10 protein-coding genes are annotated in these 12,370 nt (G+C 35.2%); 4 read left to right on the top strand and 6 right to left on the bottom strand.

Annotation, left to right across the window (positions count from 1 at the left end; all coding sequences use genetic code 11):
• Positions 1-17: 17 nt before the first annotated feature.
• Complete coding sequence (locus LKACC16343_RS01965; RefSeq protein WP_082397480.1) at positions 18-224, bottom strand: YjzD family protein; 207 nt, start codon at positions 222-224, stop codon at positions 18-20.
• Positions 225-317: 93 nt separating this feature from the next.
• Here LKACC16343_RS01965 and dnaE point away from each other — a divergent pair, with 93 nt between their 5' ends.
• The 4 genes from dnaE to LKACC16343_RS01945 all read left to right on the top strand — a co-directional run bounded on the left by dnaE (position 318) and on the right by LKACC16343_RS01945 (position 7,465).
• Entirely contained in the window at positions 318-3,641 is a 3,324-nt protein-coding gene (gene dnaE, locus LKACC16343_RS01960; protein WP_056952282.1) for a DNA polymerase III subunit alpha, read from the top strand.
• A 104-nt stretch (positions 3,642-3,745) separates the two neighbouring features.
• The gene (gene pfkA, locus LKACC16343_RS01955; RefSeq protein ID WP_054642294.1) at positions 3,746-4,705 is read left to right on the top strand and encodes a 6-phosphofructokinase; all 960 of its coding nucleotides are present in this window, start codon (positions 3,746-3,748) and stop codon (positions 4,703-4,705) included.
• Between the two features lie 63 nt (positions 4,706-4,768).
• Positions 4,769-6,538 (top strand): pyruvate kinase, encoded by a 1,770-nt coding sequence (pyk, locus tag LKACC16343_RS01950; protein ID WP_056952285.1) that lies wholly within the window; start codon positions 4,769-4,771, stop codon positions 6,536-6,538.
• 120 nt (positions 6,539-6,658) lie between these two features.
• The gene (locus LKACC16343_RS01945) at positions 6,659-7,465 is read left to right on the top strand and encodes a DUF4931 domain-containing protein (protein WP_056952288.1); all 807 of its coding nucleotides are present in this window, start codon (positions 6,659-6,661) and stop codon (positions 7,463-7,465) included.
• A 97-nt stretch (positions 7,466-7,562) separates the two neighbouring features.
• Here LKACC16343_RS01945 and LKACC16343_RS01940 read toward each other — a convergent pair whose 3' ends face one another.
• The 5 genes from LKACC16343_RS01940 to LKACC16343_RS01920 all read right to left on the bottom strand — a co-directional run bounded on the left by LKACC16343_RS01940 (position 7,563) and on the right by LKACC16343_RS01920 (position 12,224).
• Entirely contained in the window at positions 7,563-8,171 is a 609-nt protein-coding gene (locus LKACC16343_RS01940) for a response regulator transcription factor (RefSeq protein ID WP_056952291.1), read from the bottom strand.
• Between the two features lie 2 nt (positions 8,172-8,173).
• Positions 8,174-9,280 (bottom strand): sensor histidine kinase, encoded by a 1,107-nt coding sequence (locus tag LKACC16343_RS01935; RefSeq protein WP_158106688.1) that lies wholly within the window; start codon positions 9,278-9,280, stop codon positions 8,174-8,176.
• An 8-nt stretch (positions 9,281-9,288) separates the two neighbouring features.
• Entirely contained in the window at positions 9,289-10,050 is a 762-nt protein-coding gene (locus LKACC16343_RS01930; RefSeq protein WP_056952296.1) for an ABC transporter permease, read from the bottom strand.
• Positions 10,043-10,915, bottom strand: a complete 873-nt coding sequence (locus LKACC16343_RS01925) for an ABC transporter ATP-binding protein (RefSeq protein ID WP_056952299.1) — start codon at positions 10,913-10,915, stop codon at positions 10,043-10,045. The genes LKACC16343_RS01930 and LKACC16343_RS01925 overlap by 8 nt, the downstream gene beginning before the upstream one ends.
• A 187-nt stretch (positions 10,916-11,102) precedes the next feature.
• On the bottom strand, positions 11,103-12,224 hold the full coding sequence (locus tag LKACC16343_RS01920; protein WP_056952302.1) for an NAD(P)-dependent alcohol dehydrogenase: 1,122 nt from the start codon (positions 12,222-12,224) through the stop codon (positions 11,103-11,105).
• Positions 12,225-12,370 lie beyond the last annotated feature (146 nt).

The following is a 12,370-nucleotide window of genomic DNA, read 5'->3' as shown; positions in this document are numbered from 1 at the left end:
AAAACGCTTAAACTGAATTAAGCGTTTTTTTCGGTCTTTGTTTCTTTAACAGAACTGTCGAGCATCAATGGAATTACACTGAAGATGACAGCGAATACTATACTAACAATGATAGAATAATTTGTATTGTAAGTTTGTTGGTTTAGGGCACCACCGATAAAACCGGCAACTTGTCCCAACATGATTGACCAGAAAATTACAGCAATATATCTCATTTCTTCCATCTCACTTTCTCAAGTAGTTTAGCACAAAATGGATTTTTACCCAATAAACTTCTGCTTGATTTTGATATAATTTTAAACAAAGGGGGCGTTAAATTGCAAGCCCAATTACAAGTAATCAGTAGCTACAGTCTTTTGCATAGTCCTGCTAAATTAACCGAAATAGTTGATCAAGCAAAGATGCTAGGCTATAAAGCTATTGCTCTAACAGATATTAATAATTTATATGGTTCAATAGATTTTTATAAATATGCTAACAAAGCGGGAATTAAACCTATTATCGGTTTGACAATTGAAGCACAAGGTTTGATTGATGACCAGAATAGTTATCCTTTAATTCTATTAGCAAGAAATAATAGTGGTTATCAAAATCTTATTAAAATTTCTTCAGCAGTCATGTCGTCTAAAGAACCTCTAGATTTAACGACTTTAAAATTGTATCTAGAGAATCTTTTTGTGATTACTCCCGCAAGTGGTGCAGAAATTATTGCAATCGATGATAAGAGAGCCTATGTTCAAAAGCTGCTGAAGTTAATTGATAAAGAAGTACTTTATTTAGGTGTAGGACTTTATTCAGGACAACTCGATAATGTTCGAATTATTAAGGATGTATCTAAGCTGAATGGACTTAAATTGGCAGCCTTAGGCGATGTACGCTATGTTAGGACGGATGACCATCTAGCTTACCAAGTAGTCAATTACTTGCGTACAGGACAGCATTTTGACAATTTAGAGCAAGTTGTAGAGACAGGGGATCATTATTTACGCCCAGCGGCCGATTTTATGTCTGATTTTGCAGAAGTTGATATGACAAGTGCAGTAGAAAATACTAGTTATATTGCCGATCAGTGTAATGTTGAGATTGAATTTAAAGAAACAGAATTGCCTGAATTTGAAACACCTGATGGAAAGTCTTCTATTCAATTTTTAACAGAATTGACGCAAAGAGGATTGAATAAACGTTTGGTGGGTCAAATTCCTGATGAATATGCTCAAAGATTGGAATATGAATTAAGTGTCATTGATAAAATGGGATTTTCAGACTACTTTTTGATTGTTTGGGATGTTATCAAGCATGCTCATGAGGTCGGAATCAAAACTGGTCCTGGACGTGGTTCTGCGGCTGGATCGTTAGTATCGTATTGTTTGGGTATTACTCAAGTTGATCCAATTAAATACGATCTGTTATTTGAACGATTTTTGAATCCTCAACGAGTGAATATGCCAGATATTGATTTAGATTTGCCTGATAATCGACGCGATGAAATGGTTATGTATATGCATGACAAGTATGGTTCTGACCATATGGCACAAATTATCACCTTTGGAACCTTGGCGGCTAAGATGGCTTTACGTGATATCGCTAGAACTTTCAGTCAAACACAATTTCAAATGTCGCAGTGGTCGAATGCTATTCCTAAGAAATTGAATATAACTTTACAAGAATCTTTTGATGAGTCAAGCACTTTGAGAAACTTGGTTAATAATTCTCGAGAAAATGAATTGATTTATCAAGTGGCCAAACGAATAGAAGGTATTCCACGTCATTATTCCAAACATGCAGCAGGAATTGTTTTAAGTAAGAAAAAGATGACTGATATTGTGGCGGTTCAGCTTGAAGATGATGGCATTAATCTAACACAACAGACAAAAAATAATGTCGAAAGTGTTGGGCTATTGAAAATGGATTTTCTAGGTTTAAAGAATTTGACGATTTTGGATAAAGCTATTCAAATAATTTCAAAGGATTATGGTCGTGAATTTATTCCAGAGAAAATACCTTTAAATGATCCTAAGACACTGGAATTATTCCAGAAAGGCGCTACAGACGGAGTTTTTCAATTTGAATCAGATGGTATTAGAAGTGTTTTAAGAAGGCTTGTACCGACTAGTTTTGACGATATTGTGGCAACTAATGCATTGTATCGTCCCGGTCCAATGCAAAATATTGCTACATTTATTGCCCGAAAACATGGTCAAGAACCTGTAACATATCCAGATAAGTCTTTAGAGGATTTGTTACGACCAACGTATGGCATTCTAGTATATCAAGAGCAAGTCATGCAGGCATCGTCGCAAATGGCTAATTTCTCTTTAGCAGACGCGGATATTTTACGTCGGGCTATTAGTAAGAAGAATGAACAGTTGATTGAAGAAAATCGACAAAAATTTATTAATGGTGCTGTCGGCCAAGGGCATAGTAAGGAATCAGCCGAAAAGGTTTATCAATATATCGAGAAATTTGGTAATTATGGGTTTAATAAATCCCATGCGGTTGCATACTCGATGATTGCTTTTTGGTTAGCCTACATTAAAGTCCATTTTGCGGATGCGTTCTTTGCCTGTCTGTTGAATTCTAATTTGAATAATGAGAATAAGGTTTCAACTTATGTGCAAGATGCCAAAGATCAACAAATTAAAATCTTGAATGTCGATATTAATTTGAGTTCCTATGAATTTAGCTCAGCTAATAAAGCAATACGTTTTGGATTGTTGAGTGTTAAAGGGATGCGTCGTGATTTAGCTCAATCGATTGTTGAACAACGAGAAAAGAATGGGCCATTTACGAGTGCTTTAAACTTTTTGCAACGAATAGATCCAAGATTTGTTAAGAATGATTATTTGGAACCATTGATTTTGGCAGGAGCTTTTGATTCATTCAATAAAAACCGCAAGGAATTACTGTATGACTTTCGAGATTTGATAGAGAGTATTCAATTGGCAGGTAGTAATTTGTCACTATTTGATGTTCTGGATCCGAAGAAACATGAAGTTGATGACTTTACTTTGACAGAGAGACTTAATCAAGAAAAAGAGTATTTAGGTGTCTACGTCTCTGGACATCCGGTTGAAAGGTATCGTAATAAGCTACTGAATATTTCTACTAAGAAGATATCTGAATTGAAAATGGTTCAGAATATTTCTGTAAAAATTTTGGGATTAATTAAAAATTTACGAGTTATACGAACTAAAAAAGGTCAGAGAATGTGCTTCATGACAATTGAAGACGAGTCAGGTAGTATATCAGTGACAATTTTTCCTAAAGTTTTTCAAAGAATTGAAAATATGGAATTAGATGGTAAAATTTTCTTGTTCGATGGTCACAGTAATGTGGGGCAACGAGGAGATTTAGAATTCATTGCTGATCGTTTAAGTGATCCTAAACAATACACTGTTCAATTACCAAGTGAAAAACTCTATCTTCGAGTTACGAAGAATCTTGATACGCCTGATAATTTAGAGAAACTGTATCGTTTGATCGAACATTACCCCGGGAAAATGCCAGTTATTATTTATCGGGATAAAAAGAAGCAAGCATTACTGTTGAAATCTAATCGTTGGATAGGCTTTAATAATAAAGTGCAGAGCCAATTGAAAAATTTCTTAGGCGAAAAAAGTGTTTTCTTAAAAAAAGACTAACAAATTTGCTTGAAAAACGTTTTCAGCTCTACAAACTAATCTATAAAAATGTTATATTTGATTAGGTTTTGTTTTAGAAACAAATAATTTTGGAGTGTGAACAAATGAAGCGTATTGGTATTTTAACCAGTGGTGGAGATGCCCCTGGTATGAACGCTGCTATTAGAGCAGTCACACGTAGAGCCATTGATAAAGGACTCGAAGTGTTTGGTATCAATTATGGATATGCTGGTTTGGTTGCTGGTGATATTTTCCCACTAACAAGCGAAGACGTATCTGACCGTATTCAACGTGGTGGTACATTCTTGTATTCTGCAAGATATCCTGAATTTGCTAACGTAGAAGGTCAACTCAAGGGTATTGAGCAATTAAAGAAATTTGGAATTGATGCATTAGTTGTTATTGGTGGAGATGGTTCTTACCATGGTGCATTGCGTTTAACAGAACATGGTTACAACGCAATCGGTCTACCAGGAACAATTGATAACGATATTCCATTTACTGACTTTACAATTGGTTTTGATACAGCCGTATCTACTGCTGTTGATGCCATTGATAAGTTGCATGATACTGCTAGCTCCCATGAAAGAACATTTATTGTTGAAGTAATGGGTAGAGGTGCTGGTGACGTGGCTCTTTGGGCTGGTGTTGCCGGTGGTGCTCAAAAGATTATCGTTCCAGAACGTGATTTTGACATCAAGGAAATTGCTGAAGAAGTTAAAGAAGGCCGTCAAAACGGTAACAAGAACATGATTATTGTTTTGGCCGAAGGTGTTATGCATGCCGATGACTTCAAGAAGGAATTAGATAAGTATGGTGATTTTGATTCACGTGCTACTGTCTTAGGACATGTACAACGTGGTGGTTCACCAACAGTTAAGGATCGTGTCTTAGCAAGTAAGATGGGTGCTTATGCTGTTGATTTACTTCTTGACGGCAAGGGTGGTCTTGCTGTTGGTATCGAAAACAACAAGATTACTTCTCATGACATTCTTGATTTGTTCGATAGCAAGCACAAACCTGATTTATCATTATATGACTTAAATGAATCTTTAAGCAGATAAGTTAAGCATATAACGTTTTAATTTGTTACAATAAACGATGAAAACAAGAAAAGGGGATTCTCGATGAAAAGAACTAAAATTGTAAGTACACTTGGACCTGCCAGTAACGATGTTGACACAATCGTTAAGTTGATTGAAGCCGGAGCTAACATCTTCCGTTTCAACTTCTCACATGGTGATCATCCAGAACATAAAGCTCGTATGGAAATGGTACACGAAGCTGAAAAGATTACAGGTAAAACTGTAGGTATCGTTCTTGATACTAAGGGTGCTGAAATCCGTACTACTGTTCAAGAAGGTAACAAGTTTGAAGCTAAGATTGGTCAAACAATCCGTATCTCAATGGATGACTCATTAACAGGTACTCCTGAAAAGATTGCTTCTACATACCCTGGTCTATACGATGATACACATGTTGGTGGTCACGTATTGATCGATGATGGTCTTGTTGACTTGAAGATTACTGAAAAAGATGACAAGAACCGTGAATTGGTTACTGTTGTTCAAAACGATGGTATGATCGGTTCAAGAAAGAGTATCAATGCTCCTGGTGTTGAAGTTCGTCTACCAGGTATCACAGAAAAAGATTCAGACGATATTCGTTTTGGTTTGGAACAAGGTATTAACTTCATCTCAGCTTCATTCGTTCGTAAAGCTCAAGATGTCCTAGATATTCGTGCAATCCTTGAAGAAAAACACTGTGAATACGTACAAATCTTCCCTAAGATCGAATCACAAGAAGGTATCGACAATATCGATTCTATTCTTAAAGTTTCAGATGGTTTGATGATTGCTCGTGGTGACATGGGTGTTGAAATTCCATTCGAAAACGTACCATTCGTTCAAAAATCATTGATCAAGAAGTGTAACGCTCTTGGTAAACCAGTTATCACAGCTACACAAATGCTTGACTCAATGCAAGAAAACCCACGTCCTACACGTGCCGAAGTTACTGATGTTGCTAACTCTGTTCTTGATGGTACAGATGCTACAATGCTTTCAGGTGAAAGTGCTAATGGTGACTACCCTGTTGAAGCTGTTGCTGCTATGGCTCGTATCGACGAACGTACAGAACAACAATTAGACAAGAACAACTCACTTGCAATCCAACGTTTCGAAGATTACAAGGGTTCAAACGTTACAGAATCAATCGGTGAATCAGTTGTTAGAACTGCTGAAGAACTAAACATCAATACAATTGTTACAGCTACTAAATCAGGTTACACTGCACGTATGATTTCTAAATACCGTCCAAGTGCTGATATCCTAGCTCTAACATTTGATGAAACTACACAACGTGGTTTGACAGTTAACTGGGGTGTTGATCCAGTTGTTGTTGACAAGCCAGAAAACACTGATGAAATGTTTGACTTAGCTGCTAAGAAAGCTCAAGAACTTGGCTTTGCTAAGGAAGGCGATTTAATTCTTGTTGTTGCCGGTGTTCCTGTTGGTGAAACAGGTACAACTAACTTGATGAAGGTTCAATTAATTGGATCAACATTGGTTAAAGGCCAAGGTGTTGGTGAAGAATCAGTTGTTGGTAACGTTGTAGTTGCTAACTCAGCTGAAGAAGCTAACAAGAAGGTTAACGAAGGCGACATTCTTGTTACAAAGATGACAGACAAAGATTACCTACCAGCTCTTGAAAAAGCTAGTGCCGTTGTTGTTGAAAACGGTGGTTTGACATCACATGCAGCCGTTGTTGGTATTGCTATGGGTCTACCTGTTGTTGTTGGTGCTAAGAATGCTACATCACTTGTTAAAGATGGTGACACTGTTACTGTTGATTCAAGACGTGGTGTTGTATACAAGGGTGCTTCACGTTCACTTTAATTTTTAAATGAAATTAAACACGCTTTAAAACATAAATTGACTGAAAGAAACTGACGAGTTTCTTTCAGTTTTTTTGTGTTTGCGTTAATATCGTATTAATAAAGATACTGAGGTGAAAAATTGTCAAATAGAGATGTTTTAGTATTTGAGATTGAGCAGGCTAAAGGGAAGCCACGAGATATTAAGAAAAAGAAAGACTATTGTCCTTTCTGTGATCGAGAAAACTTAACTAATATAATTGAACAAAAGGGGGACATGATTTGGTTAGAGAATAAATTTAAAACACTTAAAGATACTAATCAAACGGTGTTAATTGAATCTAGTGATCACTATGGTGATATTTCCAATTACTCAGTTGCCAAAAATCGAGAAGTTTTTGAATTTGTTTATAATTGTTGGAATGAAATGATTCAGAGTAAAAAATACAAGAGTGTTTTATTGTATAAAAATTTTGGACCTATGTCCGGCGGGTCTTTGCGCCATCCACATTTCCAAGTGATAGGTTTAGATAAAGTTGATGGATATAAACATATTGAGGCCGAGAATTTTACTGGAATGGATGTATTTAATTCAAAACATATTAATGTCAATGTTTCGGAAAAACCAATCATGGGTTTTGTAGAATTTAATGTTGTCATCAATAATCCTAAATATATTGACGATTTGGCTGAATTTACACGTGTAACAGTTAAATATGTCTTAGATGACCTTTATGGTGGTAAGTTTGATTCTTACAACTTGTTCTTCTATAAAGTTGGTCGAAAAATTATTTGTAAGATCGAGGCTAGATATGTAGTATCTCCATACTTTGTAGGTTATCGTTTGTCACAACGTGATGGCGATAAGCAAGTAAGAGGTATTGCGGACGTTTTATTGCAAAGACTGCAAGAGAATGTTCATAGCTCAGAAATTGAAAATCCAGAATAAATTAAAGGATGGCTCATGTGAACCATCCTTTTTGTTAGGTTTATTTTAACTTCGGAGTAGAAATGTTATGTAACTTTGATAATTAAATAAAAAAGGATTAATCAATCCAATTATTTTTTTGAGCCACATTTAGGGCTTCAATTCGAGAGTGAGTACCGGTTTTACTAAGAATTGAGGAAATATAGTTTCTGACTGTTCCATTAGAGAGAAAGACACTATCAGCGATCTCTTGGGTTGATTTTCCTTGAGAGAATTCTTTCATGATTTTCAATTCTTGAGGAGTTAAGGGGTTCTTCACTGCAGTTAAAATGGTTGAAACCAAATTTGAATCATAAATAGTTTGACCGTCTAAAATTTTATGAATTGTATCAACTAGTTTATCAGTAGGACCATCTTTCAAAAGGTATGCATCCACTTGGGCAGCTACGGCTAGTTCAAAATAAGTTTTACGAGCGAATGTCGTAAGGATGACGATTTTTAAATCCTGTTTTGTTAAACGAAGTTCGTTAGCGACCTCCAAACCAGTCATTTGAGGCATTTCAATATCGAGAATTGCTACATCTGGCTTTAAAGAAATTATTTCTTTAAGTGCTGTCTGGCCGTCAGTTGCGTTACCAATAACGGTAAAATCATCCTCTAAATTAAGGATTGCAGAAAGTGCTGAGTTAAGCATTTCTTGATCTTCAGCAATATAAATGGATGTCATAATTACTCCCTTTTTGGAACAGATATTTTTAGTGTTACACCACGTTTGGATTCTATTTCAAGTTTACCATCAATTTTATTAAGACGTGTTTTCATACCATTTAAACCAAATGTTTGACGATCATCCGATTTTTGAAATCCTATGCCATCATCTTGAATTCTTAGTAAATAATTGTTTTGATCTTCCTCAAAAATAAGATTCATCATATTAGCTTTACTGTATCGGATGACATTGGTAGTGGCTTCTTTAATAATTGCCGAAAGGACATGTTGAACTGTCTTTGGCCATTTGGCAGATATTTCTTCATTAACCGAATGTTGCCTTATATCAGCAACTTGTAAATTGTTTTCTTCTTCGATCATGGCACTGGCAATGGTTTTCTCATTAAGGTCAGCAACTATTTTACGAACCAAATTTAAATCCTCACGAGAAGTTTTAGATATATCTTGTAACTGCTGCTGGGCTTTTGTAGGATCTTTGTCGATTAATTTAGAAGCAAGTTCAGCCTTGAGGGTAATGATGGAAAAAGATTGACCAATGTTATCGTGTAAGTCTTTAGCAATTCTGTCACGCTCATTTTGTTTAATAATTGATTCTAAACGTTTATTATTTTTCTTTGCTTGGTAGCTACGACGATAACTATTGGCTAATGATCGAGCAGCAAGGGGTGAACCTATTGTAAAAGTTAAAGTAATAATTACACCTATGAATCCATAACTATTCATCACTGGACTTAAAAGGACAAATGAAGTAATGCAGCTTAGTGAAATTATTAGAAACATAGCATAATATTGAAAGAATTTTTTTGATTTCAACGGTAATGAACCGATTTCCCATGCAGTATAAATGAAGAGAGTGCCACCTCCGTCGGGAAATAAAATGACAAAATAAACAGCAATAGATAATTGTACGAGAAGATCTAGCCATAGATATGGATTAATCCAGTAGCCATCACGATAAAATTTAAGAAAAATAATCATTAAGGTTAAATGCCACCAGTTGAAATGGGGTTCATGAGCTAAGAGTTGAGTTGCCATAAGAAATAACGAAAAAACCCAAAAATAGGGCATAAAGCCCAATCTTTTTGGGAATAAAATGTGTTTTTGCATGAAATTCTTCATTGCGTAACAAGTCCTTTTTCTTTTTGAATTTTGTTTACTATAAATAGAATTAAGAAAATAATGAGGGACCAAATCAACAGGTTAATGAAAGGACCAATGTGTTGAGTTGTCTGATGTAGAATGTTTTTATCGATGACTGATAATTGATAAGTGGGCATTACTTTACCGATATTTTGTAACCAAGTAGGCATGATATTAATAGGCCACCACAATCCACTTAGAATTGCTAAAGGAAATACTATCAAGTTTGTTAGCAAATTAACAGTATTGGGCTTTTTAGCAAATGAGATCAGTACACCAATTAAAATTAATAATATAGTGCCTAGAAGATTGATTGAAATTAATTCAAATAGTAGACCAATTGAGATATTGACATGATTGACGATCATTGCTACAGCAGTAAGTGCGATAGAGGATACTAAATTCAAAGTGATAAGTACAATTGCCATGGATCCATAGTATTGAAAGTTTGAAAGGGGACTTAGTGTGACAAATAATTTAAAGTTAGACATTTCGTCTTCTAAAAGTGTATTTGCTGTAGTGATAATGCCACCTAACATGCATGCATAAATCATCATACTAACTAAATAATCTTCATTCCAAGCTTTGAGATAACTAGCAGGAACATTACTAACGAGAATTTTAGTATACAGGATATAAAAAACGATTGGTAGTAACATATCGAAGAAAAAGAAAGCCTTATTTCTGAAAACTATACGTTTGAAGTTGATTTTAGTTTGAAAGATAAATTTATTCATGATTATTCTCCTTGTAGTTAAGTAATAGCGTATCTAGAGTACTTTGTTTTACTTGTAGATTGTCAATCGCCTTTAAGTAAGGGGTCAATTCAGTGACTAATTGATTAACATTGTTAGTGATGATTTGAAAGTGATGTCCAACCAAATTGATTGAGATTACATCTGGCAAATTTTTAAAATCTATTTGATTCAGTTCACTGTCGAACTCAACCAAACTTTGACCTTCACGACTGCGAAGTTGTTTGATTGTGCCATCAAAAGCAATGATTGAGTTTTGTAAAATTAAGAATCGATCTGCAATATTTTCTAGTTCTTCTAGATAATGACTGGTAACAAAAATTGTTTTACCGGATTTTTTCAATCGATCAATTTCTTGCCAAAAATCATTCCGGGCGTTGCTATCCATGCCGACGGTAGGCTCATCTAGGAAAAGTATTTCTGGATCACCGGCCAATGCCAATGCGAAGGCCAGCCGACGTTTTTGACCACCAGAGAGTCCAGTCATTAGGTTATTTTGATGATCTTTTAGACCAGAGATATTTAGGAGTTCTTCGTAAGAAAGTGGCTTATCGAAATAACTGCGAGTTAGGTTGATAATCTCTTTAACAGTGATTCGATGTAATACGATGTTGTCTTGCATCATGACGCCGGTAATTTGTTTCCAATTTTCATTAGTTAGAAATTTTACTTGACCAGAAGTTTGAGGAATCAGATTTAGAATGATATTGATTAAAGTAGTTTTTCCAGCACCATTTGCACCAACTAAGGCAATGATGGACGATGATTCAATTTGAAGATTGATATCTTTTAAAATAATTTTTTTGCCAAAAGATTTGTTTATATGTTGAATTTCTAAAATAGTCATGTGATTAACCTCGTCTCTTAATTGAATAACTTTATTTTAAGAGAATTGGCTGTACAGTAATAGTAAGCAATGTCATTAGTTAATATGACAAATGTCATGTTAATTTGTATTATTAAATGTTTTACGAAAACATAAGCCGATAAAAACTCTCCAATCCTAAAAAAGGACTGGAGAGTTTGATGAATTATTATGCTTCAGGTTTGTAATCTTTATCAATAACCAAAACAGGTTTGATAGTCTTACCACTAACTGAATCAGCATCAGCTTCATTGATTTGGTCGAAGTCATAAAACTTCTCAGTTAGATCAAATGGGAAAACACCCATCTTATAAAATTCGATTAGACGAGGAATATCAATTTGAGGAATTGAATCACCCATATTGACACCAACGATCTTCTTGTCATCAACACAGAGATCGTTCCAAGTGCTCAAAGTAATGTTATGTGGAGTAACCGCAATAGTTGCAGTTGTACCACCTTGTGTTAAAGCAGCAATAGAGTCTTCCATAACTTTCTCAACACCAGTTGTATCAACAGCCCAGTCAACACCTAAGCCATTAGTAATCTTCTTGATAGCTTCAACAGCATCTTCGTTCTTACTATTAACAGCGTCAGTAGCGCCCATCTTCTTAGCTAATTCCAAACGTGAATCAACAATATCGACAGCGATAACTCTGACACAGCCAGAAATCTTACCAGCCATCATAGCTGCTAGGCCAACGGCACCTGTACCAAAGACAGCAATCGTATCACCAGGTTTTGGTTGAAGGGTATTGAAGACTGTACCACTACCAGTTACGTAGCCACAGCCAAGAGGTCCTAATTTTCTCAAATCAAGGTCATTAGGAACTTTAACAGCATTTCTCTGTGAGATTACTGTATGAGTTGTGAATGAAGATTGATTAAACATATCACTAACATGATGGCCATCTTCAGTGAAGTGATCAGTGCCATCAGGACGTGTTCCTGAAAGATTTGATTTAGCGTAATTACGACATTGTGTTGGTTTACCCTTTAAACAATTGTCACATTCACCGCATGAATAGAAGGACATAATAATGTGGTCACCAGGTTTGAAGTTCTTAACATTTTTACCAACTTTTTCGACAATTCCTGAACCCTCGTGTCCTAAAACAACTGGAAAACTAAAGGCGGCATCACCTTTACGTAATGCTTCATCAGAATGACAAATACCAGATGCAACAACTTTAACTTGTAGACCGTCGTCCTCAAGATCGGCCAATTCAACGTCATCTTTAATAACAAATGGATCATTTACTTTATCAACAACAGCAGCTTTAATTTTCATAACAAGGAACCCTCTTCCGTAAAATAAAATACTTTTGAAAACGTTTACTACATAAGAAATTATTTCACAATATTTAAAATAATTCAAATAGGTTTTAAAAATTTTGCTATTAAAGAGCTATATTTTATAAATTTTTATCGTGAAAA

The organism is Companilactobacillus bobalius (assembly GCF_002179915.1).
GTDB classification, from domain to species: Bacteria; Bacillota; Bacilli; order Lactobacillales; family Lactobacillaceae; genus Companilactobacillus; species Companilactobacillus bobalius.
This window is presented reverse-complemented; position numbering and strand designations above follow the sequence as displayed.

Coding starts and splice junctions, on each gene's coding strand:
- LKACC16343_RS01930 (WP_056952296.1), bottom strand. CDS start 10,050: ATGAATAAATTTATCTTTCAAACTAAAATCAACTTCAAACGTATAGTT.
- LKACC16343_RS01925 (WP_056952299.1), bottom strand. CDS start 10,915: ATGACTATTTTAGAAATTCAACATATAAACAAATCTTTTGGCAAAAAA.
- LKACC16343_RS01965 (WP_082397480.1), bottom strand. CDS start 224: ATGGAAGAAATGAGATATATTGCTGTAATTTTCTGGTCAATCATGTTG.
- LKACC16343_RS01920 (WP_056952302.1), bottom strand. CDS start 12,224: ATGAAAATTAAAGCTGCTGTTGTTGATAAAGTAAATGATCCATTTGTT.
- LKACC16343_RS01935 (WP_158106688.1), bottom strand. CDS start 9,280: ATGCAAAAACACATTTTATTCCCAAAAAGATTGGGCTTTATGCCCTAT.
- pfkA (WP_054642294.1), top strand. CDS start 3,746: ATGAAGCGTATTGGTATTTTAACCAGTGGTGGAGATGCCCCTGGTATG.
- pyk (WP_056952285.1), top strand. CDS start 4,769: ATGAAAAGAACTAAAATTGTAAGTACACTTGGACCTGCCAGTAACGAT.
- LKACC16343_RS01940 (WP_056952291.1), bottom strand. CDS start 8,171: ATGACATCCATTTATATTGCTGAAGATCAAGAAATGCTTAACTCAGCA.